Origin of the sequence: Streptomyces sp. So13.3, assembly GCF_005860785.2 — a bacterium.
GTDB lineage: Bacteria > Actinomycetota > Actinomycetes > Streptomycetales > Streptomycetaceae > Actinacidiphila > Actinacidiphila fildesensis.
In genome coordinates, this window is sequence record NZ_CP048835.1 from 3025476 (window position 1) to 3050375 (window position 24900).

Annotated in this window: 17 protein-coding genes, 1 tRNA gene and 1 pseudogene; 12 read left to right on the forward strand and 7 right to left on the reverse strand. The window is 69.8% G+C overall.

Annotated elements, in window-relative coordinates:
- Positions 1 to 7: 7 nt before the first annotated feature.
- Positions 8 to 871 (forward strand): DUF4184 family protein, encoded by an 864-nt coding sequence (locus C8250_RS13745; protein ID WP_138359383.1) that lies wholly within the window; start codon positions 8 to 10, stop codon positions 869 to 871.
- Here the strand turns inward: C8250_RS13745 and polA are convergent.
- On the reverse strand, positions 802 to 3540 hold the full coding sequence (polA, locus tag C8250_RS13750; RefSeq protein WP_138359382.1) for a DNA polymerase I: 2739 nt from the start codon (positions 3538 to 3540) through the stop codon (positions 802 to 804). The genes C8250_RS13745 and polA overlap by 70 nt on opposite strands.
- A 113-nt stretch (positions 3541 to 3653) precedes the next feature.
- Here polA and C8250_RS13755 point away from each other — a divergent pair, with 113 nt between their 5' ends.
- The 8 genes from C8250_RS13755 (at position 3654) to C8250_RS13790 (ending at position 13342) form a co-directional block, all read left to right on the forward strand.
- Positions 3654 to 5942 (forward strand): FdhF/YdeP family oxidoreductase, encoded by a 2289-nt coding sequence (locus tag C8250_RS13755; protein WP_138359381.1) that lies wholly within the window; start codon positions 3654 to 3656, stop codon positions 5940 to 5942.
- Positions 5943 to 6025: 83 nt separating this feature from the next.
- Positions 6026 to 6499, forward strand: a complete 474-nt coding sequence (locus C8250_RS13760) for a hotdog fold thioesterase (RefSeq protein WP_138359385.1) — start codon at positions 6026 to 6028, stop codon at positions 6497 to 6499.
- A gap of 181 nt (positions 6500 to 6680) precedes the next feature.
- Complete coding sequence (locus tag C8250_RS13765) at positions 6681 to 7349, forward strand: hypothetical protein (protein WP_138359059.1); 669 nt, start codon at positions 6681 to 6683, stop codon at positions 7347 to 7349.
- Positions 7350 to 7622: 273 nt separating this feature from the next.
- Positions 7623 to 8858 (forward strand): branched-chain amino acid ABC transporter substrate-binding protein, encoded by a 1236-nt coding sequence (locus tag C8250_RS13770; RefSeq protein ID WP_138359061.1) that lies wholly within the window; start codon positions 7623 to 7625, stop codon positions 8856 to 8858.
- Between the two features lie 117 nt (positions 8859 to 8975).
- Positions 8976 to 9905 (forward strand): branched-chain amino acid ABC transporter permease, encoded by a 930-nt coding sequence (locus C8250_RS13775; protein ID WP_138359063.1) that lies wholly within the window; start codon positions 8976 to 8978, stop codon positions 9903 to 9905.
- A 4-nt stretch (positions 9906 to 9909) separates the two neighbouring features.
- Positions 9910 to 11751, forward strand: coding sequence for a branched-chain amino acid ABC transporter permease (locus C8250_RS13780; RefSeq protein ID WP_138359065.1), 1842 nt, complete (start codon positions 9910 to 9912; stop codon positions 11749 to 11751).
- Between the two features lie 8 nt (positions 11752 to 11759).
- A complete protein-coding gene (locus tag C8250_RS13785; RefSeq protein ID WP_138359067.1) occupies positions 11760 to 12629 on the forward strand; it encodes an ABC transporter ATP-binding protein in 870 nt (289 codons plus the stop codon).
- Positions 12626 to 13342, forward strand: coding sequence for an ABC transporter ATP-binding protein (locus tag C8250_RS13790; RefSeq protein ID WP_138359069.1), 717 nt, complete (start codon positions 12626 to 12628; stop codon positions 13340 to 13342). The genes C8250_RS13785 and C8250_RS13790 overlap by 4 nt, the downstream gene beginning before the upstream one ends.
- 63 nt (positions 13343 to 13405) lie before the next feature.
- Here C8250_RS13790 and C8250_RS13795 read toward each other — a convergent pair whose 3' ends face one another.
- Positions 13406 to 13981 (reverse strand): response regulator, encoded by a 576-nt coding sequence (locus C8250_RS13795; RefSeq protein WP_232484844.1) that lies wholly within the window; start codon positions 13979 to 13981, stop codon positions 13406 to 13408.
- 147 nt (positions 13982 to 14128) lie between these two features.
- Between C8250_RS13795 and C8250_RS13800 the strand changes: the two genes are divergently transcribed.
- A tRNA-Leu gene (locus C8250_RS13800) sits at positions 14129 to 14201 on the forward strand.
- A gap of 108 nt (positions 14202 to 14309) precedes the next feature.
- The gene (locus tag C8250_RS13805; protein ID WP_138359073.1) at positions 14310 to 15074 is read left to right on the forward strand and encodes a helix-turn-helix domain-containing protein; all 765 of its coding nucleotides are present in this window, start codon (positions 14310 to 14312) and stop codon (positions 15072 to 15074) included.
- A 19-nt stretch (positions 15075 to 15093) separates the two neighbouring features.
- Here the strand turns inward: C8250_RS13805 and pyk are convergent, their stop codons facing one another.
- A complete protein-coding gene (gene pyk, locus C8250_RS13810; protein WP_138359075.1) occupies positions 15094 to 16527 on the reverse strand; it encodes a pyruvate kinase in 1434 nt (477 codons plus the stop codon).
- A gap of 160 nt (positions 16528 to 16687) precedes the next feature.
- The gene (locus tag C8250_RS13815) at positions 16688 to 17401 is read right to left on the reverse strand and encodes an SIMPL domain-containing protein (RefSeq protein WP_138359077.1); all 714 of its coding nucleotides are present in this window, start codon (positions 17399 to 17401) and stop codon (positions 16688 to 16690) included.
- 130 nt (positions 17402 to 17531) lie between these two features.
- Here C8250_RS13815 and C8250_RS13820 point away from each other — a divergent pair, with 130 nt between their 5' ends.
- Entirely contained in the window at positions 17532 to 19361 is a 1830-nt protein-coding gene (locus C8250_RS13820; protein WP_138359079.1) for a 5'-nucleotidase C-terminal domain-containing protein, read from the forward strand.
- Here C8250_RS13820 and C8250_RS13825 read toward each other — a convergent pair.
- From C8250_RS13825 to pepN, 3 genes and pseudogenes are all read right to left on the reverse strand, one after another.
- Complete coding sequence (locus tag C8250_RS13825) at positions 19333 to 20751, reverse strand: SidA/IucD/PvdA family monooxygenase (protein WP_138359081.1); 1419 nt, start codon at positions 20749 to 20751, stop codon at positions 19333 to 19335. The genes C8250_RS13820 and C8250_RS13825 overlap by 29 nt on opposite strands.
- Positions 20748 to 22134, reverse strand: a pseudogene (locus C8250_RS13830) (aminotransferase class V-fold PLP-dependent enzyme). The gene C8250_RS13825 and the pseudogene C8250_RS13830 overlap by 4 nt, the downstream one beginning before the upstream one ends.
- Before the next feature lie 244 nt (positions 22135 to 22378).
- Positions 22379 to 24898: an aminopeptidase N gene (gene pepN, locus C8250_RS13835; protein WP_187144831.1), complete on the reverse strand. Its 2520-nt coding sequence runs from the start codon at positions 24896 to 24898 to the stop codon at positions 22379 to 22381.
- Positions 24899 to 24900 lie beyond the last annotated feature (2 nt).

Here is a 24900-nt window from a genome sequence, read left to right on the forward strand (position 1 = left end):
GGGTTTGATGCCGTTCACCCTGAGCCACGCGGCAGCGGTCCTGCCGGGGCTGCGCCGGGACGGATCCGCCCGCGGGCCGCTGGTCGCGGCGGCGCTCGTCGCGGGTTCCTTCGCCCCCGACATCCCGTACTTCGCCGCGTCGGTGGTGTCCGGTGTCTTCCGGTTCGGTCACGTCACGCACTCGCCGGCGGCGGTCCCGACCCTCGATCCGCTGATCGCCGCGGGCCTGGTGGGCGGCTGGCTGTTCCTGCGCGATCCGCTGCTGGCGCTGCTGCCCGAGGGGTGGCAGGGGCGCACCGCGACGCTGTTCAGCGGGGACCGGCGGCCGTGGTCGGCGCGCACGGCGGGCTGGTTCTGGCTCTCCGCGACGATCGGCGCGACCACCCACGTCGGATGGGACACTTTCACCCATTACGGGCGCTGGGGGGTGCGGATGCTGCCGGTGCTGAACACCGTGGTGCACGGGCAGCAGCTGTACCAGTGGCTGCAGTACGGCAGTTCGGCGACGGCGCTGCTGGTGCTGGCCGCGTTCACCGCCCGCGCGCTGCGCGCCGCCCCGAAGGAGCCGCCGCCCGCCCGGCTGCCGCGGCTGACGCCCCGCGGGCGCGGCGGCGTGGTCACACTGCTGGCCGGCTGCGCGGTGGCCGGCTCCGTCGTCCGCTGTCTGCGGGAGTACGCCGTCAGGGCCCCGTCATCGCTCGGCGACGTCGTGCCCACGGCGGCCTTCGGCGCGGGGGCCGGGCTGGCGGGCGGCGCGCTGCTGTACGCGGCCGCCGCCCGTCTGCGCCGCAGGCGGCGCCGTCAGTGGGCCGCGGACTCCCAGTCCTTGCCGACGCCCACCGAGACATCGAGCGGGGCCCGCAGCGGGTAGGCGCCGGCCATCTCGCGCCGCACCAGCTCCTCGACGCGCTTGCGCTCGCCGGGCGCGATCTCCACCACGATTTCGTCGTGCACCTGCAGGAGCATCCGCGAGGCCAGCTTCTCCTCGGTGAGCGCCTCGCCGACCCGGAGCATCGCGAGCTTGACGATGTCGGCGGCCGAGCCCTGGATCGGCGCGTTCAGCGCCATCCGCTCCGCCATCTCGCGGCGCTGCCGGTTGTCGCTGTTGAGGTCGGGCAGATAGCGGCGGCGGCCGAGCAGCGTCTCGGTGTAGCCGGTGCCGCGGGCCTCCTCCACAACGCGCTGCAGATAGTCCCGCACCCCGCCGAACCGCTCGAAATAGGTGTCCATCAGCGCGCCCGCCTCACCCGGGGAGATCCCCAGCTGCTGCGACAGGCCGAACGCGGACAGCCCGTAGGCCAGGCCGTACGACATGGCCTTGATCTTGCGGCGCATCTCGGCGTCCACCGCGTCCTTGGGGACGCTGAACACGTGCGAGCCGACGGTGGTGTGCAGGTCCTCGCCGGTGTTGAACGCGTCGATCAGGCCCGCGTCCTCCGACAGGTGGGCCATCACCCGCAGTTCGATCTGGCTGTAGTCCGCCGTCAACAGCGACTCGAAGCCCTCGCCGACGACGAAGCCCCGCCGGATCTCCCGGCCCTCGTCGGTGCGGACCGGCACGTTCTGCAGATTGGGGTCGGTGGACGACAGCCGGCCGGTGGCGGCCACGGTCTGGCTGAACGTGGTGTGGATGCGTCCGTCGGGCGCGATCGTCTTGATCAGGCCCTCGACCGTCACCCGCAGCTTGGCCTGCTCCCGGTGGCGCAGCATGATCACCGGCAGCTCGTGGTCGGTCTGCGCGGCCAGCCACGCCAGGGCGTCGGCGTCCGTGGTGAACCCGGTCTTGGTCTTCTTGGTCTTCGGCAGGCCCAGCTCCCCGAACAGCACCTCCTGGAGCTGCTTGGGCGAGCCGAGGTTGAACTCGTGGCCCACCGCGGCGTGCGCCTCGGCCACCGCCTGCTGCACGGCGTCGGCGAAGCGCTGCTCCAGGCCCTCGAGGTGCTCGCGGTCGGCCGCGATCCCGGACCGCTCCATCCGGGCGAGCAGCGCCGACGTCGGCAGCTCCACGTCCCGCAGCAGCCCCGTCGCGCCGTCCTGCTCCAGCCGGCCGGTGAACGCCGTGCCGAGGTCCAGGACGGTGCGCGCCTGCGCCATCAGGGCGTCCAGCGCGGCGGAGTCCTCCTGCTCCTCGCCGAACGCCAGCTGCCCACTCTCGGCGCCGGCCGGTGCCAGCTCACGGCCCAGGTACTCCACCGACAGCGCGTCCAGGGCGAAGGAACGGCGGCCGGGCTTGATCAGATAGGCCGCGAGGGCGGTGTCCATGCTGACGCCGGCCACCGTCCAGCCGTGCTCGGCGAAGACCCGCATCACGTTCTTCGCGTTGTGCAGCACCTTGGGGCGGGCGGCGTCCGCGATCCAGGCCGCGAACACCTTCTCGTCCGCCTCGCCCAGCTGCGCGGGGTCGAACCACACCGCGGGGCCCTCGGCCCCGGCCAGCGCGACCTGGGTGACGGTGCCGCCGCCCAGCGCCCACGTGTCGACGGTGGCCATGCCGAGCGGCGCGCTGCCGTGCCCCTCCAGCCACTCCTGCAGGCCGCCCTCGGCGAGCTGCGCGCCCTCCACGGCGACGCCCTCGGCGACCTGGGCCTCTTCCTCCCGCGCGCCCGGATCCACCGCGAACAGCCGGTCCCGGAAGTTCTGGTTACGGAACTCCAGGGTGTCCAGCACGATGTGCAGCGCGTCCCGGTCGTACGCCGCGCGCTCCAGCTCCACCGGGCCGCACGGCAGCTCCACGTCGCGCACCATCTCGGTCAGCCGGCGGTTGAGCTTGACCGCGTCCAGGTGCGCGCGCAGGTTCTCCCCCGCCTTGCCCTTGACCTCGTCGGCCCGCTCCATCAGCGCCGCGAACGACCCGAACTGGGTGATCCACTTGGTGGCGGTCTTCTCCCCCACCCCGGGGATCCCCGGCAGGTTGTCCGACGGGTCGCCGCGCAGCGCCGCGAAGTCCGGGTACTGCGACGGCGACAGGCCGTACTTCTCCTCGACCTTCGCCGGGGTGAACCGCGTCAGCTCCGAGACGCCCTTGGTCGGGTACAGCACCGTCGTGTGCTCGCTGACGAGCTGGAACGCGTCCCGGTCACCGGTCACGATGAGGACGTCGAACCCCGCGGCCTCCGCCTGGGTGGCCAGCGTGGCGATGATGTCGTCCGCCTCGTACTTCTCCACCGCGAACCGCTTGACGCCCATCGCGTCCAGCAGCTCGCCGATCAGCTCCACCTGGCTGCGGAACTCGTCGGGGGTCTTCGAACGGGTCGCCTTGTACTCGGGGAACTCGTCGAACCGCCACGTCTTGCGCGAGACGTCGAAGGCGACGCCCAGATGCGTCGGCTTCTCGTCACGCAACGTGTTCGCCAGCATCGACGTGAAGCCGTACACGGCGTTCGTCGGCTGGCCGGTGGCGGTGTTGAAGTTCTCCACCGGCAGGGCGTAGAACGCCCGGTACGCCAGGGAGTGTCCGTCGAGCAGGAGCAGCCGCGGCCGGTCTCCCGCCGTGGATGCCGTGCCGGTCGCTGCGCTCGTCTTCGATGCCTTTGCTGCCACGTTCTCGATACTCCCATGCCCCACTGACAACCCCGGCCAACCCCCGCCAACGCCCGGCGGCCGACCGGGACGCGCCGGAGCGGCCGCCCCTCCCGCGTGGCAGGATCGGAGACATGGCAGCGAAACCCCCCGCGGGCGACCCCGTACAGGACGCACCCGACGTCACAGCCCCGCAGCACGCCGCCGCAGGGCTTCCCGCGGTCGCGCACAGCCTGCGCATGGCCCAGCAGCAGATGGGAGTGCGCCGCACCGCGCTCACCCTGCTCAAGGTCAACCAGAAGGACGGCTTCGACTGCCCCGGCTGCGCCTGGCCCGAGCCCGAGCACCGTCACAAGGCGGAGTTCTGCGAGAACGGCGCCAAGGCCGTCGCCGAGGAGGCGACGCTGCGCCGGGTCACACCCGACTTCTTCGCCGAGCACCCGGTCTCCGACCTGGCACGGCGCAGCGGCTACTGGCTGGGCCAGCAGGGCCGGCTCACCCAGCCGATGTATCTGGCGGAAGGCGCCGACCACTACGTGCCGGTGCCCTGGGAGCGGGCCTTCGACATCGTCGCGCAGGAGCTGCACGCGCTCGCGTCGCCCGACGAGGCGGTGTTCTACACCTCGGGGCGCACCAGCAACGAAGCCGCCTTCCTGTACCAGCTCTTCGCCCGCCGGCTGGGCACCAACAACCTGCCGGACTGCTCCAACATGTGCCACGAGTCCTCGGGCTCCGCGCTCACCGAGACCATCGGCGTCGGCAAGGGCAGCGTGCTGCTGGAGGACCTGTACCGCGCCGACCTGATCATCGTCGCCGGGCAGAACCCGGGCACCAACCACCCCCGGATGCTCTCCGCCCTGGAGAAGGCCAAGCAGCAGGGCGCGCGGATCGTCACCGTCAACCCGCTGCCCGAAGCGGGCCTGGAGCGCTTCAAGAACCCGCAGAACGCCCGCGGCCTGGCCGGCTCCGGCACCGCGCTGACCGATCTGTTCCTGCAGATCCGGCTCGGCGGGGACCAGGCGCTCTTCCGCGCCCTGAACCGGCTGCTGGTCGAGGCCGACGCCGTCGACCGGCCCTTCATCGACGAGCACACGCACGGCTACGAGGAGTTCGCCGCCGCCGCGCGCACCACCGACTGGGACGAGGTGCTGCGCGCCACCGGCCTGGAGCGCGCGGAGATCGACCGGCTGCTCGCCATGGTCCTGGACGCGAAGAGCGTCGTGGTGTGCTGGGCGATGGGCCTGACCCAGCACAAGCACGCCGTCCCCACCATCAAGGAAGTCGTCAACTTCCTGCTGCTGCGCGGCAACATCGGCCGCCCCGGCGCCGGGGTGTGCCCGGTGCGCGGCCACAGCAACGTGCAGGGCGACCGCACCATGGGCATCTTCGAACGCCCCGCCCCCGCCTTCATCGACGCCCTGGAGAAGGAGTTCGGGTTCGCCCCGCCGCGCGAGCACGGCCTCGACGTCGTACGCGCCATCCGCGCGCTGCGCGACGGCACCGCGAAGGTCTTCTTCGCCATGGGCGGCAACTTCGTGGCCGCCTCCCCCGACACCGCCGTCACCGAGGCCGCGATGCGCAACGCGGCACTGACCGTGCACGTGTCGACGAAGCTCAACCGTTCGCACGTCATCACCGGATCGCGCGCCCTGATCCTGCCCACCCTGGGACGCACCGAGAAGGACACCCAGGCGGGCGGCGACCAGTTCGTCACCGTCGAGGACTCCATGGGCATGGTGCACGCCTCGCACGGCGCCCTGCGGCCCGCCTCCCCGCACCTGCTGTCGGAGACCGCGATCGTCTGCCGGCTGGCCCGCGCCGTCTTCGGCGACGACACCGCCGTCCCGTGGGCCGCGCTCGAAGCCGACTACGACCTGGTGCGCGACCGGATCTCCCGCGTCGTGCCCGGCTTCGACGACTTCAACACCAAGGTCCGGCACCCCGGCGGCTTCACCCTGCCGCACGCCCCGCGCGACAGCCGCACCTTCCCCACCGCCACCGGCAAGGCCAACTTCACCGCGTCGCCGGTCGAGTACCCGGCCGTCCCCGAGGGCCGGCTGCTGCTGCAGACACTGCGCTCGCACGACCAGTACAACACCACGATCTACGGCCTCGACGACCGCTACCGGGGCATCAAGGGCGGCCGCCGCGTCGTCATGGTCAACCCCGCGGACGCGGAAGCCCTCGGCCTGCCCGACGGCTCCTACGCCGACCTCGTCGGCGAGTGGACCGACGGCACGGAACGCCGCGCCGACGGCTTCCGGGTGGTGCACTACCCGACCCCGCGCGGCTGCGCCGCCGCCTACTACCCGGAGACGAACGTCCTCGTTCCGCTCGACCACACGGCGGACACCAGCAACACCCCGGCGTCGAAGTCGGTGGTCGTCCGCCTGGAGCGGACGGCCCCGGTGCACGGATCGTGACTACCGTCAGGTAGAAAGCTGACCAGTACACCGATTCACTGATCCACCGACACCACCGAACGATGACGATCGGAGCCGGCCGCATGGGCGAGCAGACGAGCACGCAGTTCCCGCAGGAGATCCTGGCGCAGTGGTCCGGCCTCGGCCTCGACCTGCCCGCCCTGTTCTCGGCCGGCCACCTCGGTGACCGTATGAGCATCCAGATCACCGAGGCGTCCCCCGAGCGGGTGGTCGGCACCATGCCCGTCGAGGGCAACACCCAGCCCTACGGCCTGCTGCACGGCGGCGCCTCCGCCGTCCTCGCCGAGACGCTGGGCTCCGTCGGCGCCATGCTGCACGGCGGTCCCGGCAAGCTCGCCGTCGGCGTGGACCTGAACGCCACGCACCACCGCGGCATCCGCTCCGGCAACGTCACCGGCGTCGCCACCCCGGTCCACCGCGGCCGCTCCTCGGCCACCTACGAGGTCGTCATCACCGACGAGAACGGCAAGCGGGTCTGTACCGCCCGCCTCACCTGCATGCTGCGCCCCGCCAGCCCCGGCGCCACCACGGTCTGACCCACCGGCCGGGCCCGCACCGTTGTCGCGCGGGCCCGGAGGCCCTAGCGTTTTCGGCAGGGGGGGCCATGGCAGCAGCACGGATCCGGCACGTGCGGCGCCTCTGCGCGCCCGCCCACGCCCCCACTCCCGTCCACCGGCCCGACCCCGCTCCGCCCGGCCGCACCGGGGTCCTGGCGCGGTGAGCGGCATCGGCCCGGTGGAGGGTCCCGCCGGCGGAACACCCAGCGTCAACTCCCTCCACCCGCCGGTCCATTGGACCGACCGCTGGACCGACGGCCGGGTCGGACGCTGGGCCGGCCGCTGGCAGGTGCGCCGGGCCGCACTGTCCGACCGGGGGCGCCGTACGGTCCTGGCCGCCACCGCGGCCCTCGCCACCGTCGCGGTCCTCTGCCTGGGCCACGCGATGCGCACCCCGGAGCCGGTGCCGGACCCCGGCCCGTGGCCTGCACAGGTCACCTACATCGCCTACGAGTCGGGACATCTGCAGCCCATGTCCGCACCCGCGTCGGGGGTGTTCGGATTCGTGGTCAGCGTGCGGGACGGAACTCCGGTGACGATTCTCCGCGTTACTCCCTCATTCGAGGGACTCGGTGCCGAAATCGACCCCTCGACACCATTAACGGTGAAGCAGGGAACTACCCGGCACATCACGATAAAGATGATCGTGCGCAAATGCGCGGGACTGCCACTCGACGTCGATCTGCCCGTGATCGACGTAACGCTGCGTAACACGCGCGCAATACAGAATCAGAGCTTCATCTTCGGCGGCGGCTACCCCCGCGACCTCTCGGCTTTCCTGCACCGAATCTGCCGCCCAACCCCCACCAGCAGCTCTTCCACCCCGTAGCGGAAGTGCGGGTTCTCGCTATCCGGACATCGCCATAAAACATGCGGACAGGGTGACAAATCTACGCAAATACCTCACTGAACCTCAACAAAACCTCAAGAGTTTCCATCCGGCATAACAAGACAGTCACACTCTTCCCGCACCGCTGCCCGAGTTCCCCACACAGGCCTAGAGTCACGGCCAGTCACCGCGCCACCGGATTTGTCAGTTCGGGTTCCAGCGCACGACTCGGCCTCTCACCAGAGCAGGCCGCGCCAGGGGAAAGGACTGATCGTGCGACACCGTTCCTTGCTGATACTGACCTCCGTGCTCACCACTGGGGCCCTCACACTTACCGCCTGCGGGTCCCGCAGCGACGACGGCAAGAAGGACGACGGCGCGACCACCACCGTCGTCATCGGAGTCGACGCCCCGCTCACCGGCGCGAACTCGGCGACCGGCCTCGGCATCCAGTACGGCGTGCAGATCGCGGTCGACGACGCCAACGCCAAGAAGCTCGTGCCCGGCGTGACGTTCAAGGTCAAGGCCCTCGACGACAAGGCCCTGCCCGCCTCCGGCCAGCAGAACGCCACCGCGCTCGTCGCCGACAAGAGCGTCATCGGCGTGGTCGGCCCCCTGAACTCCGGCGTCGCCCAGTCGATGCAGCAGGTGTTCAGCACGGCGAACATGGTCGAGATCTCGCCGTCCAACACCAACCCCACGCTGACGCAGGGCAAGACCTGGGCGACCGGCGACAAGGTCCGCCCGTTCAAGACGTACTTCCGTACCGCCACCACGGACGCCCTGCAGGGCGGCTTCGCCGCCGACTACGCCTTCAACACGCTGCACAAGCAGAAGGCGTACATCGTCGACGACAAGCAGACCTACGGAGCCGGCCTCGCCGGCATCTTCAAGGGCAAGTTCACCGCGCTCGGCGGCAAGTCCGCGGGCGAGGACCACGTCAACACCGGTGACACGGACTTCTCCACCCTCGTCACCAAGATCAAGAACTCCGGCGCCGACATCCTCTACTACGGCGGCCAGTACGACGAGTCCGAGCTGATCACCAAGCAGCTCAAGGCCGCCGACGTCAAGATCCCGCTGATGGGCGGTGACGGAATGTTCTCCGACACCTACATCAAGACCGCCGGCGCAGCCGCCGAGGGCGACCTGTCCACCTCCGTCGGTGTCCCGGTCACCACCCTCCAGGGCGCCAAGGACTTCATCGCCACGTACAAGTCCAAGGGCTACCCGGGCGACTACGGCACCTACGGCGGCTACTCCTACGACGCCGCGACCGCCATCATCAAGGGCGTCAAGGCCGTCATGGACGCCAACGGCGGCAAGCTCCCCGCCATGGACGACGCCCGCGGCAAGCTCGTCGAAGCCGTCCAGAAGACCGACTTCGACGGCATCGCCGGACACGTGTCCTTCGACCAGTTCGGCGACACCACCAACAAGCAGCTCACCGTGTACCAGGTCAAGAGCGGCAAGTGGGAGCCCGTGAAGAGCGGCACCTACACCGGCTGACCGTCTCTCGCACCACCCGGGCCGCGCGGCTGGTCACCACCGACCGCGCGGCCCGCGCATACCCGGACCCACCTTCTGTTATCCCCCTGCTCCCCTCAGCGACATGGAGGCCATGCGGTGAACACCCTGCCGCAACAGCTGGCCAACGGGCTGTTCCTCGGCTCGATGTACGGGCTCATCGCCATCGGTTACACGATGGTGTACGGCATCGTCCAGCTCATCAACTTCGCCCACGGCGAGATCTTCATGACCGGCGGGTTCGGCGCCCTCACGGTCTACACGAGCCTCCCCGACGGCACATCCATCTGGGTCGCGCTGCCACTGATGGTGATCGGCGGCTCCCTCGTCGCCGTCCTCATCGCCATCGGCGCGGAACGCTTCGCCTACCGACCGCTGCGCGGAGCCCCACGACTCGCACCACTGATCACCGCCATCGGACTCTCCCTCGCACTCCAGCAGGCAGTCTTCAACTGGTACCCGAAGGCCGACAACGCCCTGTCCTTCCCCCAGCTGCCCGGCGGCCCGTTCCACGTCGGCTCCATCAGCATCCAGAGCGGTGACATCTTCCTCGTCGTCGTCGCCGTGATCTGCATGTCCGGCCTCGCCGCCTTCGTCCGCACCAGCCGCACCGGCCGCGCCATGCAGGCCACCGCGCAGGACCCGGACACCGCGCAGCTCATGGGCATCGACACCAACCGCATCATCGTCATCGCCTTCGCGATCGGCGGACTCTTCGCCGCCGTCGCAGCCGTCGCCTCCGGCCTCAAGTACGGCCAGGTCAAGTACGACATGGGCTTCCAGGCCGGCCTCAAGGCGTTCACCGCGGCCGTCCTCGGCGGCATCGGCAACATCTACGGCGCCATGCTCGGCGGACTCGTCCTCGGCATCGCCGAATCCTGCGCCTCCGCCTACATCTCCAACATCCCCGGAATGGAACAGCTCGGCGGCGGCAGCTGGGCCAACGTCTGGGCCTTCGTCCTCCTCATCGTCGTGCTGCTCGTCCGTCCCCAGGGCCTGCTCGGCGAACGCGTCGCGGACAGGGCGTGATCGTATGACCGACATCTCCCTCACCGCCGTGGACACCCTCCCGGCCGCGAAATCCAGGACCGCCCGGCTCATCCCGCTCCCCCTCGGCGCGGCACGAGCCGTCACCCTGGCCGGCGCCGTCATCAGCGCCGTCTCCACCTTCCTGTCCTGGACCTACACCACCGCCTTCCCCGGCGACCTCACCGTCACCGGCTACCCCGGCGGACTCCAGGTGCTCACCCTCGCCGGAGCCCTGCTCACCACGCTCTTCGCACTCTCCGCGTTCGGCGTCAAGGGCCTCGGCTGGCTGAACCCCAGCCACTCGCAGAACTCCGTACTGCTCCTCGCGCTCGGCACCTTCGTCACCACCTGGTACACGGTGATCGCCATCGCCTACGAGCTGAAGGGCCTCGCCAACCTCGACCCCGGCGGCGTCATCGCCGCCGTCGGCACCCTGGTGCTCGTGATCGGCGCCCTCGGCCTGCCCCTCGACCGGCAGCCCGCGCTGCCCGCCGACGGCGAGTTCTACGAACTGGGCCGGTTCGCCGAGAACGCGTCTGTCCGCCGCGGCTACCGGGCCCTGCGCGACCTGCGCCTCGCCCACAGCGACCGCCCCGTCAACGACCCGCGCACCCTCCCCGGCTGGGTCCAGCGCCTCATCATCACCCTCGCCGCGGCCATCGGCCTCAGCCTGCTCACCTTCGCCATCGGCACCGAGTACTCCGAGATCTTCATCGGCCTCCTCATCCTCATCGCCTTCGGCGCCTGGGGCCTGGGCGCCTCCGGACTCGTCCGGCAGTTCTCGCAGCTCACCGCCGAACACCGCAGCTTCGCCTCCGCGATGGGCTTCACCGCCGCCCTGGCCTACCCGTTCGTCCAGAACGACGAGCACTACGCCAACCTCGGCGTCAACATCCTCATCTTCGGCACCGTCGCCCTCGGCCTGAACATCGTCGTCGGCCTCACCGGCCTCCTCGACCTCGGCTACGTCGCCTTCCTCGGCGTCGGCGCCTACGCCGCGGCACTCGTCTCCGGCTCCCAGTTCTCCATCTGGTCCGGCGTCCAGTTCCCGTTCTGGGCCGCCGCCCTCACCGGCATGGCAGCCTCACTCGTCTTCGGCGTCCTCATCGGCGCACCAACCCTGCGACTGCGCGGCGACTACCTGGCCATCGTCACCCTCGGCTTCGGTGAAATCTTCCGCCTCGCCGTCAACAGCCTCGACGGTGTCTCAGGACCGAAGATCACCAACGGCCCCAACGGCATCGCCCAGATCCCCGATCTGGAGCTGTTCGGCTACAACCTCGGCGACGCCCACGACATCGGCGGCTTCACCCTCGGCCGGTACGCCAACTACTACCTGCTGATGCTCCTGATCACCGTCATCGTGGTCCTCGTCTTCACCCGCTCCGCCAACTCCCGGATCGGCCGCGCCTGGGTCGCCATCCGCGAGGACGAGACCGCCGCCACCGCCATGGGCATCAACGGCTTCCGCGTCAAGCTCATCGCCTTCGCCCTCGGCGCCTCACTCGCCGGCCTCGCCGGAACGGTCAGCGCACACGTCACCTACAACGTCGTGCCCAGCCCGTACCAGTTCGCCGGCGCCGCACCCCCCAACTCCGCCTTCCTCCTCGCCGCCGTCGTCCTCGGCGGCATGGGTACCGTCAGCGGCCCGATCCTCGGCGCCTCACTGCTCTACCTCATCCCCGAGAAGCTCGGCTTCCTGCAGAACTACGAGCTGTTCGCGTTCGGCATCGCCCTGATCCTCCTCATGCGATTCCGCCCCGAGGGCCTCATCGCCAACCGGCGCCGCCAGCTCGAATTCCACGCGGACGACGCACTGGTCCTCCCCGGCAAGGCAGGGGCGTGAAAGACACCATGACCACGACCACCCAAGCCCCCGCCGGGACCCCGCTCCTCGAAGCCAGCGGCGTCATCATGCGCTTCGGCGGCCTCACCGCCGTACGCGACGTCGACCTCACCGTCAACACCGGTGAGATCGTCGGCCTCATCGGCCCCAACGGCGCCGGCAAGACCACCTTCTTCAACTGCCTCACCGGTCTCTACGTGCCCACCGAAGGCACGGTGAAGTACCAGGGCAACGTCCTGCCGCCCAAGCCCCACCTCGTCACCAAGGCCGGCATCGCCCGCACCTTCCAGAACATCCGGCTCTTCGCCAACATGACCGTCCTGGAGAACGTGCTCGTCGGCCGCCACACCCGCACCAAGGAAGGCCTGCTCTCCGCCCTCATCCGCGGACCCGGCTACCACCGCGCCGAAGCGAAATCCCGCGCACGCGCCATGGAACTCCTCGAGTTCACCGGACTCGCCGACAAGGCCGAGCACCTCGCCCGCAACCTGCCCTACGGCGAACAGCGCAAGCTCGAAATCGCCCGCGCCCTCGCCAGCGAACCCGGACTGCTGCTCCTCGACGAACCCACCGCGGGCATGAACCCCCAGGAGACCCGGGCGACCGAAGAACTCGTCTTCGCCGTCCGCGACCAGGGCATCTCCGTACTCGTCATCGAGCACGACATGCGCTTCATCTTCAACCTCTGCGACCGCGTCTCCGTCCTCGTCCAGGGCGAGAAACTCGTCGAAGGCACCAGCGAGGTCGTCCAGCGCGACGACCGCGTCATCGCCGCGTACCTCGGCGAACCCTTCGAAGGCGCACCCGAGGACGAAGCCGGCGCCGAGATCGAAGCCGCGGAAGCGCGCAACATCAGCAAGACGGAGGACGACCAATGACCGCACTTCTCGAAGTCGAGGACCTGCGCGTCGCCTACGGCAAGATCGAGGCCGTCAAGGGCATCTCGTTCAGCGTCGAGGCCGGCCAGATCGTCACCCTGATCGGCACCAACGGCGCGGGCAAGACCACCACGCTCCGGACCCTGTCGGGGCTGATCAAGCCCGTCGCCGGCCGTATCGTCTTCGACGGCCAGCCGCTCGCCCGGGTACCGGCGCACAAGATCGTCTCCCTCGGGCTCGCACACTCCCCCGAAGGCCGGCACATCTTCCCGCGCCTCACCATCGAGCAGAACCTGCAACTCGGCGCGTTCCTCCGCAAGGACTCCGCCGGCATCACCAAGGACATCCAGCGCGCCTACGAGCTCTTCCCCATCCTCGGGGAACGGCAGAAGCAGGCCGCCGGCACCCTCTCCGGCGGTGAACAGCAGATGCTCGCCATGGGCCGGGCCCTGATGTGCCAGCCCAAGCTGCTCATGCTCGACGAGCCCTCCATGGGCCTCTCCCCGATCATGATGCAGAAGATCATGCACACCATCGTGGAACTCAAGGCCCAGGGCACCACGATCCTGCTCGTCGAACAGAACGCGCAGGCCGCGCTCTCGCTCGCCGACCAGGGCCACGTCATGGAGATCGGCAAGATCGTCCTGTCGGGCACCGGCTCCAACCTCCTGCACGACGAATCCGTGCGGAAGGCGTACCTCGGCGAGGACTGACCCGCCACGACGAAGGGCCCGCACCGGGAAACGGTGCGGGCCCTTCGCCATGTCCAGCGCGCGCTACTTCTCCGGAACCTCGTCGATCACGGCCTGCGCGACCTGCTGCATCGACATCCGGCGGTCCATCGACGTCTTCTGGATCCAGCGGAACGCCGCCGGCTCGGACAGCCCGTACTTCGTCTGCAGCACACTCTTCGCCCGGTCCACCAGCTTCCGGGTCTCCAGCCGCAACGACAGATCCGCGACCTCGAGCTCCAGCGCCCGCAGCTCCTGGAAGCGGCTCACCGCCATCTCTATGGCCGGCACCAGATCGCTCTTGCTGAACGGCTTCACGAGATACGCCATCGCCCCGGCATCCCGGGCCCGCTCCACGAGCTCCCGCTGGGAGAACGCGGTCAGCATCAGCACCGGCGCGATCTTCGCCTTCGCGATCAGCTCGGCGGCGGAGATCCCGTCCAGGACGGGCATCTTCACATCCAGGATCACCAGATCCGGCCGGTGCTCCTCGGCCAGCTTGACGGCGGTCTCACCGTCGCCGCAGTCGCCGACGACGGAGTAGCCCTCTTCCTCCAGCATCTCCTTGAGATCGAGCCGGATCAGTGCCTCGTCCTCGGCGATGACGACGCGCGTCGTCATCGGCGGTACGTGCGACTGCTCGTCTATGGGCTCGGCGGCGCTCAACGGGACTCCTCGATCATGGCGGGGGGTACTGCCCCCTGAGCCTACCTAGCTCCTGTATCTTTGGAGCACGGAGGGATTGCGCTACCCTTTGTTTCGAAGGGGGCCCCGGTAGCCCAGCGGTAGAGGCCATGGATTCAAAACCCATCCAGCGTCGGTTCGAATCCGACTCGGGGCACTTTCCCTTCAATTCCAAGGCCTTCGCGGCTTGGCGATCTTCACCAGTCGGAGTGAACAAGGCTTCGATTCGGCTTGCTGGCACAAATGCCAGGCCAAGATCGCCCGTGTGTACGACATCGAAACCAGGCATCGAGTGCTCGCCCTGGTCGCCGAAGGGCGCAGCCTCAACTCCATCAGCGGCCTGACCGGGATATCCCGCGCCACGATCCGCGATTGGCACGTCTGCGTTGAGCCGATCCAGCGGAAGGCCGAATGCTTTCGCTGCACCACATCTACCGCTCTCCGACGCCCTGCCTACACCTATCTTCTGGGCCTTTACCTCGGCGACGGATGCCTCAGCGCCCAGCCGCGCGGCGTCTTCGCCCTCCGGATCGCCTGCGCGGTTTTGTGGCCGGGTCTCATCGAGTCCTGCGAAGCGGCGATCCGCGCGATTCACCCGGACAACGCCGTCTGCCGCGTACGCAGGGCGGGTTGCACCATGGTGACGTCCACCAGCAAGCACTGGCCGTGCCTCTTCCCGCAGCACGCCCCGGGCAAGAAGCACGAGCGGCGCATCGTCCTCGAACCCTGGCAGCAGGAGATCGTCGACGCCCACCCGTGGGAGTTCATCCGGGGGCTCATCCACTCCGACGGGTGCCGGATCGCCAACTGGACCACCCGGATCGTCGGCGGCGAGCCGAAGCGCTACGAGTACCCGCGGTACTTCTTCACCAACAAGTCGGACGACATCCGCGCCCTGTTCAGCGACACCCTCGACAAGGTCGGCGTCGAATGGAAAGTCACCCGTCGCGGCAAGGACCCGTACAACGTTTCCGTCGCGCGCCGCGCGTCCGTCGCGTTGATGGACCTGCATGTGGGGCCCAAGTACTGAGCCCCACGGAGTGGTCCGGCTACTTCGGGGAGTCGTCCTCGCCGATGTGGTGCACGCGCACCATGTTCGTCGTGCCGGGCACGCCCGGCGGGGAGCCGGCGGTGATGACCACGACGTCGCCCTTGCGGCACTTGCCGATGCGGAGCAGCGCTTCGTCGACCTGGTCCACCATCTCGTCGGTGGTCTGGACCATGGGGCCGAGGAGGGTTTCGACGCCCCAGGTGAGGTTGAGCTGGGAGCGGGTGGCGGGTTCGGGGGTGAAGGCGAGGAGGGGGATCGGGGAGCGGTAGCGGCTGAGGCGGCGGACGGTGTCGCCTGATTGGGTGAAGGCGACGAGGTACTTGGCGCCGAGGAAGTCACCCATTTCGGCGGCGGCGCGGGCGACGGCGCCGCCCTGGGTGCGGGGCTTGTTGCGTTCGGTGAGCGGGGGGAGGCCGGAGGAGAGGATCTCTTCCTCGGAGGCGCAGATGATGCGGCCCATGACCTTGACGGTTTCGATGGGGTGTTTGCCGACGCTGGTTTCGCCGGAGAGCATGACGGCGTCGGTGCCGTCCATGATGGCGTTGGCGACGTCGGAGGCTTCGGCGCGGGTGGGGCGGGATGCGTCGATCATGGAGTCGAGCATCTGGGTGGCGACGATGACCGGTTTGGCGTTGCGCTTGGCGAGTTTGATGGCGCGCTTCTGGACCATGGGGACGGCTTCGAGGGGCATTTCGACGCCGAGGTCGCCGCGGGCGACCATGATGCCGTCGAAGGCGTCGACGATCTCTTCGAGGTTGTCGACGGCCTGCGGCTTCTCGATCTTGGCGATGACGGGGACGCGGCGTCCCTCTTCCTTCATGATGCGGTGGACGTCGATGACGTCCTGGGCACTGCGGACGAAGGAGAGGGCGATGATGTCGGCGCCGATGCGCAGGGCCCAGCGGAGGTCTTCGATGTCTTTTTCGGAGAGGGCGGGGACGGAGACCGCGACGCCGGGGAGGTTGAGTCCCTTGTTGTCGGAGACCATGCCGCCTTCGATGACGATGGTGTGGACGCGGGAGCCCTGGACTTCGGTGACTTCGAGGGTGACGCGGCCGTCGTCGACGAGGATGCGTTCGCCTTTGGTGACGTCGGCGGCGAGTCCTTTGTAGGTGGTGCCGCAGCGCTGGCGGTCGCCTTCGACGTCTTCGACGGTGATGGTGAATTCGTCGCCGCGTTCAAGGAGTACGGGGCCTTCGGTGAAGCGGCCGAGGCGGATCTTCGGGCCCTGAAGGTCGGCGAGGACGCCGACGCTGCGTCCGGTCTCTTCCGAGGCTTTGCGTACGCGGTGGTAGCGGTCCTCGTGGTCGGGGTAGGAGCCGTGGCTCAGGTTGAGGCGGGCGACGTCCATTCCGGCTTCGACGAGTGCCTTGATCTGGTCGTAGCTGTCGGTGGCGGGGCCCAGGGTGCAGACAATTTTTGCTCGGCGCATGTTTCGAGCCTATGACTTACTGACGGGTAGGCAGATGGGTGGAGGCGACTGTCCAACGTCGGCTGGATTAACGGTTGTTGACAAGTGTCGAACGTGCATGGCAGTGCTCATGTGAGCAGCGTGGCGGGTCCCGGTGGGGGCCGGGTGGAGGGCCGCCGGGTCAGCCGAGCGGGGGCGGGGTCATGGTGAAGTGTGCGGTGACGTGTGCGGAGACGTTCTGCCGTTCGGGTTCGAGGTCGAGGGACTGCGGGGCGAAGTCGGCCATGCCGGGGCCGCCGGCGGCGCGGGAGCTCATGGCGCCGAAGGCCTGTCGGGGGTAGGGGGTGGCCTGCTGGACGCCTTCGTCGGCGAGTTCGATGAGGGCGGTGAGGGTGGAGCCGAGGGCTTCGGCGTATTCGCGGGCGCGTTGGACGGCGTCGTGGACGGCTTGCCTGCGGGCTTCGCGGTAGATGGTCGACTGGGGGCGCAGCGACCACCAGGGGCCGTCGACGGAGGTGAGTTCGAGGTCGGCGAGGCGGGTGGTGAGTTCGCCGAGGGCGGTGAAGTCGGTGAGGGTGGCGCCGATGCGTACGACGCCGTGGTAGGCGCGGATCTTCTCGCCGCGGTCGCGGCCTTTTTCGCGGAGTTCCGGAGTGAGGCCGAAGGTGCCGGTTTCGATCTTCTCGACGGCTTCGCCGTAGCTCTTGATGAGGTCGAGGGCCTGGGTGTTGCGGCGGGTGAGGTCGTCGAGGGTGTGGCGGCGGTCGGCGCCGCGGGATCTGACGGTGACGGCGATGCGGGCGAGTTCGGGTTCGACCTCGAGGGTGGCTTCGCCGCGGACGCCGACGTGCGGAGCTTCGGCGGTCGGGTGGGTCCTGTCCGTTTCTGTGGCCATGTGCCCCACTGTCGCAGGCGGGGCATTCTCCGGCGGGACATCTGATGGAAATGCCTGGGGGGTGTTGCGGGGTGGTGTTCCTGCGCCAGAATCTACGCGCGTTACATCACCGGACAGACCAGGAGCCGACATGCCGCTCAACCGAAGGACCTTCCTCAACCGTTCCGCCGCCACGGGTGCGGGGGTGGCGCTCGCGGGCGCCACGGGGGCCGTTGCCGGCGCCGCGCCGGCGCAGGCGCACGACGAGGGGCGTGGGCACGGACACGGCCCGAAGACGTACTCGCTGCGGGTGCTGGGCACGACGGATCTGCACGGCCATGTCTTCAACTGGGACTACTTCACGGACAAGGAGTACGACGACAGCACCCACAACGACGTGGGTCTGGCGAAGATCTCCACGCTGGTGGAGCAGGCGCGTGCAGAGAAGGGCTGCGACCGCACCCTGTTGATCGACGCGGGCGACATCATCCAGGGCACGCAGTTGTCGTACTACTACGCGCGGGTGGACCCGATCACCGGCACCGCCGGCAAGCGCGCACCGGTGCACCCGATGGCGCTGGCGATGAACCACATGCGGTACGACGCGGCGGCGCTGGGCAACCATGAGTTCAACTACGGCATTCCGGTGCTGCGCAAATTCCAGGAGCAGTGCGACTTCCCGCTGCTGGCGGCGAACGCGGTGGACGCGAAGACGCTGAAGCCGGCGTTCCCCCCGTACACGATCAAGCGGATCAGGGTGCACGGCGGGCAGGACATCAAGGTCGGGATCCTGGGGCTGACGAATCCGGGGATCGCGATCTGGGACAAGGCCAATGTGCAGGGGAAGATGGCGTTCCCGGGTCTGGTGGAGCAGGCGAAGATCTATGTGCCGAAGCTGCGGGCGCTGGGCTGTGACGTGGTGATCTGTACGGATCACTCGGGTCTTGACGGCAGTACGTCGTACGGGGACGCGCTGCCGTATCCGGAGAACGCGTCGTCGCTGGTGGCGGAGCAGGTGCCGGGGATCGACGCGATCCTGGTGGGGCACACGCACAAGGAGGTCGCGTCGCGCACGGTCGTCAACACGGTGTCCGGCAAGAACGTGGTGCTGTCGGAGCCGCTGATGTGGGGGATGCGGCTGAGTGTCTTCGACATCGGGCTGGAGTTCTCGCGGGGCCGCTGGTCGGTGACGTCGGTGGTGGCGGAGGTCCGCAACGCGAACGCGGTGGCGGAGGACCCGCATGTGGTGAAGCTGGTGAAGGCGGAGCACGACAAGGTCGTGGCGTATGTGAACCAGGTGGTCGGTACGTGCACGGTCGCGATGGCGGCGACCGAGGCACCGTACAAGGACACGCCGATCATCGACTTCATCAACGCGGTGCAGAGCCAGACGGTGAAGGCTGCGTTGGCGGGGACGGCGTACGCGGCGCTGCCGGTGCTGTCGCAGGCGGCGTGTTTCTCGCGGACGGCGGCGATTCCGGCGGGTCAGGTGTCGTTGCGGGATGTGGCGGGTCTGTATGTGTACGAGAACACGCTGGACGCGCGGGTGCTCACGGGTGCGCAGGTGAAGGACTATCTGGAGTTCTCGGCGAAGTACTTCGTGCAGACCGCGGCGGGTGCGGTGGTGGATGTGTCGAAGCTGACGAACGCGGACAGCACTCCGGACTACAACTACGACGTGGTGGGCGGGGTGTCGTACGAGATCGACATCGCGAAGCCGGTGGGTTCGCGGATCACCAATCTGACGTTCCAGGGCGCGCCGCTGGATCCGTCGGCGAAGTTCGTGCTGGCGGTGAACAACTACCGGGCGAACGGTGGCGGCAATTTCCCGCATGTGGCGGCGACGCCGTCGGTGTGGGCGAATTCGGACGAGATCCGGAACACGATCATCGCGTGGGTGAAGGCGAACGGTTCGATCGATCCGTCCGCCTTCGGCGGTGACAGCTGGAAGCTCACCCGCGACGGAGTGCCGCTGTTCTAGTCGGCACGTTGGAGGCGGCCGTCCCGTCGAGGCCGAAGGTGGTGAACGACGTTCTGGCCGGCAGGGGGTAGGGCTCCTTGCCGGTCAGTGCGTTGAGGATGACGGCGGAGCGCCAGGCGACGAGGCCGAGGTCGGGGGCGCCGACGCCGTGGGTGTGGCGGTTGGCGTTCTGGATGTGGACGGCGCCGCTGATGGACGGGTCGAGGGCGAGCCGGTGGTCGGCGTCGATGCGGGGCCGGCCGGCGGCGTCGCGGCGCAGGTAGGGGTGGAGCGGGGCGAGCAGTTGGTCGACGGAGCGTTCGCGGTAGCCGGTGGCGAGGATGACGGCGCTGGTCTGCAGGCGGCTGCGGGTGCCTTGTTGTTCGTGTTCGAGGTGGAGTTCGATGCCGGTGCTGCCGAGGCGTCCCGCGGTGCGGACGGTGACGCCGGGGGTGAGGGTGGCGTCGGGCCAGCCGCCGTCGAGGGTGCGGCGGTAGAGCTCGTCGTGGATGGCGTTGATGGTGTCGTGGTCGATGCCTTTGTGGAGTTGCCACTGCTGGGGGACGAGCTGGTCGCGGACGGGTTCGGCGAGGCCGTGGAAGTAGCGGGTGTAGTCGGGGGTGAACTGTTCGAGGCCGAGTTTGCTGTATTCCATGGGTGCGAAGGCGGGGGTGCGGGCGATCCAGGTGAGGCGTTCGCGGCCGGCGGGGCGGGCGCGCAGCAGGTCGAGGAAGACTTCGGCGCCGGACTGTCCTGATCCGACGACGGTGATGTGGTCGGTGGCGAGGAGCCGGGCGCGCTGGTTGACGTAGTCGCTGGAGTGGATGACGGGGACGGTGGGGGCTTCGGCGAGGGGGCGCAGGGGTTCGGGGACGTAGGGGCTGGTGCCGATGCCGATGACGAGGTTGCGGGCGTGGGTGCGGCCGAGGGCTTCGGCTTCGCCGTTGCGGTCGAGGTGGGTGTGGTCGACCTCGAACAGGGCGCGGCCGGGGTTCCAGCGGACGGTGTCGACCTGTTGGCCGAAGTGGGTGGTGGTGAGGGTGTCGGCGACCCAGCGGCAGTAGGCGTCGTATTCGGCGCGGTGGATGTGGAAGCGCTCGGCGAAGTAGAAGGGGAAGAGGCGTTCGCGGGTTTTGAGGTAGGAGAGGAACGACCAGCGGCTGGTGGGGTCGGCGAGGGTGACGAGGTCGGCGAGGAACGGGACCTGGAGGGTGGCGCCGTCGATGAGCAGGCCGGGGTGCCATTGGAAGGAGGGCCGTTGGTCGTAGAAGGCGGCGGTGAGGTGGGGGATGCCGTCGGCGAGGGCGGCGAGGGAGAGGTTGAAGGGGCCGATGCCGATGCCGAGGAGGTCGAGGGGTTCTTCGGGGGTGGCGGGTTCGGTGGGTTCCGGGGTGGGGGGCGCTGTCGTCATCGGGCCGTGGTGCCTTCCGTGGTGAGGTGCAGGAGCGCTGTGAGGTCGGCGGGCCGGGTGTGCGGGTTGAGCAGGGTGGCTTTGAGCCAGAGGCGTCCGTCGGCGTGGGCGCGGCCGAGTACGGCGTGGCCTTCGTGCAGGAGGCGGCGGCGGAGGGCGGCGACGTGGGTGTCGTCGGCGTGGGTGGGGCGGAACAGGACGGTGCTGATCTCGGGGCGGCCGCGCAGGGTGAGGGCGGGGTGGGCGTCGATGAGGTCGGCGAGGTGCTGGGCCTGGTCGCAGACGGTGTCGACGAGGGCGCCGAGTCCTTCGCGGCCCAGTGCGCGGAGGGTGACGGCGATCTTGAACACGTCGGGGCGGCGGGTGGTGCGCAGGGAGCGGCCGAGGAGGTCGGGGAGGCCCGCTTCGGTGTCGTCGTCGGCGTTGAGGTAGTCGGCCTGGTGGGCGAGCGGCCGCAGGGCGGTGGTGTCGCGTACGGCGAGCAGGCCGGCGGCGATGGGCTGCCAGCCGAGTTTGTGCAGGTCGAGGGTGACGGAGTCGGCGAACGGCAGGCCGTCGAGGCGGTGTGCCGCGCGGTCGCTGAACAGCAGGGGTCCGCCGTAGGCGGCGTCGATGTGGAGTTCGGCGCCGTGGGCGGCGGTGTGGTGGGCGATCTCGGGGAGCGGGTCGATGGCGCCGGTGTCGGTGGTTCCGGCGGTCGCGACGACGAGGACGGGGCCGGGGTCGCGGAGCTCGCCGAGGGCGGTGTGGAGGGTGGCCGGATCGAGGGTGCCGGCGGGGGTGGGCAGGACGTGGGCCGGTGGCAGGCCCAGGAGCCAGATGGCGCGCTGGATGCTGTGGTGGGCGTTGGCTCCGCACACGACCCGCAGGGCCGGTCCGCCGGGGTGGCGTTCGCGGGCGAGCAGCAGGGCGAGGTGGTTGGACTCGGTGCCGCCGCTGGTGACGAGGGCGTCGGGGGCGCGGTGGCCGGGGTAGACGAGGGCGGCGAGGGCGGCGGTGGTCTCGGCTTCGAGGGCGCTGGCGGCGGGTGCCTGGTCCCAGGAGTCGAGGGACTGGTTGAGGGCGCTCGCGGCGAGGTCCGCGGCGACGGCGAGGGCCAGCGGCGGGCAGTGCAGATGGGCGACGCAGCGCGGGTGCGCGGGGTCGGCGGCTCCGGCGGCGAGGGCGTGGACGAGGGTGCGCAGCGCGTGTTCCGCGCCGGTTCCGGTGTGGGATGACGGGGGGCGCACGCGTCGCGTACGTGCCGGGCGACGGTGTCGGCCGCTTATGGGGGAGGGGTCCGCCGCGGGCGGTGGCGCCGGCGGTCAGTGCGTCGAGGACGGTGTCCAGCAGGGGGCGCAGGTGGCCGGGTCCTGTGATCCCTCCGGCGAGCTGGGGTGGCATGGGGTGGCCCCTTCGCGGTCGCTGCCTGTCGGGCGGGCGGTTCCGCCCGGTGTGCTCAACGAGAGCCACCGGTCAGGGGTATTGCGGGGCCGGTGCGGAGGATCGGATTCCGGCCGTGCGGGGGGGTGGTCAGGGCGGTGTGATCGGGCAGGTCGGACGCTTCGTGGCAGGGTTTGGCGCAGGGTGCCCGCCCGGCCGGCGGGCACCCTGGTGGAACGGTCCTGGGCCGTGGCGTCGCCGTGGCCTAGCCGCGGACGGTGTCGTCGGCCGGCTCGGGGTATGTCGCCCGGATCTTCAACGCCCTTTGCAGGTCGTGGAGTTGGTCGGCGAGCTGGCGGCGCAGGGCCGGCAGCGGGTTCGCGTCGCGCAGGCATTCGCCGCCGAGCCGCAGGGTGGACATGTCGGTGGCCGTGGTGGGGAAGGCGTGCCGGCCGGCGGCGGTGGCGAGCGCGGGTCCGCGGCGGGCGGCGACGGCGGTGGCCGCCGCGAAGTAGTGCGGTACGTACCCGTGCAGCAGATGGTGCTGTTCCGGCTGCCAGAAGCCCTGGGCAGTGGCGGTGAACAGATAGACCGACAGGGAGTCGTCGCCGAACATCGAGGTCCAGGCGGCGTGTTTGGCCTGCGGGTCGGGGAGGGCGGCGCGGCAGCGGGCCGCGCCCTCCTCGCCGGAGGCGCTGGGGTCGCGGGCGAGTTCCGCGGCGATGTCCCCAGGGGTGGCGGCGCCGAGGACGGTGAGGCGGAGCAGCAGCTGCCAGCGCAGTTCGGGGTCGAGGGCGGGTCCGTCGGTGATCCGGCCGGCGGTGAGCCAGTCGCGCAGCCGTGCGGTGTCGGATCCGGTGACGGCGCAGTCGATGAGGGTGCGGGCAGCGCTGAGGTGCAGGGCGGTGTCGGCTCCGTACAGAAAGGTGCGGCAGACACCGGCGAGCAGGGTGAGGTCGGCGGTGCGGCGGGCGGGGCCGCGGTAGCGGTCGATGAGCTGGCCGCGGGTGAAGGCGAGGACGCCCTGGACGATGGCGGGGTCGGTCTCGGCGGGCAGGTGCCGCAGCACGAGCTCGAAGTAGTCGCCGGGCGGCAGTTCGCCGTCGCGTACCAGGTCGCGGGCGGCGTTCCAGACCACGGCGCGGGAGAGCGGGTCGGGCAGGCCGCTGAGGCATTCGGTGACGGTGGTCCACGACTGGTCGTCGAAGCGGATCTTGGTGTAGCTGAGGTCGCCGTCGTTGAGCAGCACCAGGTCGGGGCGGACGGGGCGGCCTTCGGGCAGCAGCGGGACGCGGGGGGCGGCGAGGTCCGCTGCGAGGCGTTCGCGCAGGACGAGCCGGCACGGGTCGGTCACGGCGCGGTCGTACAGGCCGACGCCGATGCGGTGCGGGCGGCTGCCGGTACGGGCGATGAACGGTGCGGCGGGGCCGTCGAAGTGCGGCTGGAGGGTGTCGACGCCGGTGGTGCGCAGCCACTGCGCGGCCCATTTGCGGACGTCGCGGTCGGTGGCGCCGGCGAGGGACTCGATGAAGTCGTCGAGGGTGGCGTTGCCGAAGCGGTGCCGGGCCATGTGGTCGTTGACGCCCGCGAGGAAGTCCCTGGTGCCGAGCCAGGCGACGAGCTGCCGCAGTGCGGAGGCGCCCTTCGCGTAGGAGATGCCGTCGAAGTTCAGCATCGCGGAGGCGGTGTCGGGGACGGCTTCCGGGGCGACGGGATGGGTGGAGGGGCGCTGGTCGGCGTCGTAGCCGTAGATCTTGCGGGCGATGGCGAAGTCGGTCCAGGTGCTGGTGAAGCCGGTGGCTTCGGCGAGCACCTGGTAGCCGAGGTACTCCGCGAAGGACTCGTTGAGCCAGATGTCGTCCCACCAGCGCAGGGTGACGAGGTCGCCGAACCACATGTGGGCCATTTCGTGGGCGATGACGACGGCCCGGCTCTGGCGTTCGGTGTGGGTGACGGCGGAGCGGTAGACGTATTCGTCGCGGAGGGTGACGAGGCCGGGGTTCTCCATGGCGCCCCAGTTGAGCTCCGGGACGAACGCCTGGTCGTAGGAGTCGAAGGCGTAGGGCTCGTCGAAGATCTCGTGGTAACGGTCGAAGCAGCGGCGGGTGGTGTCGAGGAGCTCGGCCGCGTTGCTCTCCAGGTGCGGTCCCAGGCTCTTGCGGGCGTGCAGGCCGAAGGGCAGTCCGGCGTGTTCGGTGCGGATGCTGTACCAGGGGCCCGCGGCGACCGCGAGGAGGTAGGTGCTGATGGGCGGTGTCTTGGCGAGCTGCCAGTGCCCTTCGCCGGCGCGGGTGCGCTGCGCTATGCCGTTGCCGAGGACGGTCCAGGCGGGCGGGGCGGTGACGGTGACGTCGAAGACGGCCTTGAGGTCGGGCTGGTCGAACGTGGCGGCGAACGCGGGGCTGTGGTCGAGGCCGAGCTGGGAGTACGTGTAGACCTCGCCGTCGGCGGGGTCGGTGAAGCGGTGCATGCCTTCGCCGGTGCGGGAGTAGTGCATGTCCGCGTCGATCCGCAGTTCGTTGTCGGCCCGCAGCCCGGTGAGCGGGAGCCGGCCGTCGTCCAGGGTGCCGGGGTCGAGCGCGTGGCCGTTGAGTGCGGCGCTGTGCAGTGCGGCGGGCCTGAGGTCGATGAAGGTGGCGGCGCCGGCTTCACGCGCGCTGAAGCGGATCACCGTGGTGGAGCGGAAGGTCGCGTCGCCGCGGGTGAGGTCCAGGTGGATCGCGTAATGGTGAACGTCGATCAGGCGGGCGCGGGTCTCGGCCTCGGCGCGAGTCAGGGCTGGCATGC

Excerpts from the sequence above, each read along its gene's own strand:
- pyk (WP_138359075.1), bottom strand. The coding sequence starts at position 16,527 with ATGCGCCGAGCAAAAATTGTCTGCACCCTGGGCCCCGCCACCGACAGC.
- C8250_RS13790 (WP_138359069.1), top strand. The coding sequence starts at position 12,626 with ATGACCGCACTTCTCGAAGTCGAGGACCTGCGCGTCGCCTACGGCAAG.
- C8250_RS13745 (WP_138359383.1), top strand. The coding sequence starts at position 8 with ATGCCGTTCACCCTGAGCCACGCGGCAGCGGTCCTGCCGGGGCTGCGC.
- pepN (WP_187144831.1), bottom strand. The coding sequence starts at position 24,898 with ATGCCAGCCCTGACTCGCGCCGAGGCCGAGACCCGCGCCCGCCTGATC.
- C8250_RS13815 (WP_138359077.1), bottom strand. The coding sequence starts at position 17,401 with ATGGCCACAGAAACGGACAGGACCCACCCGACCGCCGAAGCTCCGCAC.
- C8250_RS13780 (WP_138359065.1), top strand. The coding sequence starts at position 9,910 with ATGACCGACATCTCCCTCACCGCCGTGGACACCCTCCCGGCCGCGAAA.
- C8250_RS13785 (WP_138359067.1), top strand. The coding sequence starts at position 11,760 with ATGACCACGACCACCCAAGCCCCCGCCGGGACCCCGCTCCTCGAAGCC.
- C8250_RS13755 (WP_138359381.1), top strand. The coding sequence starts at position 3,654 with ATGGCAGCGAAACCCCCCGCGGGCGACCCCGTACAGGACGCACCCGAC.
- C8250_RS13795 (WP_232484844.1), bottom strand. The coding sequence starts at position 13,981 with ATGACGACGCGCGTCGTCATCGCCGAGGACGAGGCACTGATCCGGCTC.
- C8250_RS13820 (WP_138359079.1), top strand. The coding sequence starts at position 17,532 with ATGCCGCTCAACCGAAGGACCTTCCTCAACCGTTCCGCCGCCACGGGT.
- C8250_RS13760 (WP_138359385.1), top strand. The coding sequence starts at position 6,026 with ATGGGCGAGCAGACGAGCACGCAGTTCCCGCAGGAGATCCTGGCGCAG.
- C8250_RS13825 (WP_138359081.1), bottom strand. The coding sequence starts at position 20,751 with ATGACGACAGCGCCCCCCACCCCGGAACCCACCGAACCCGCCACCCCC.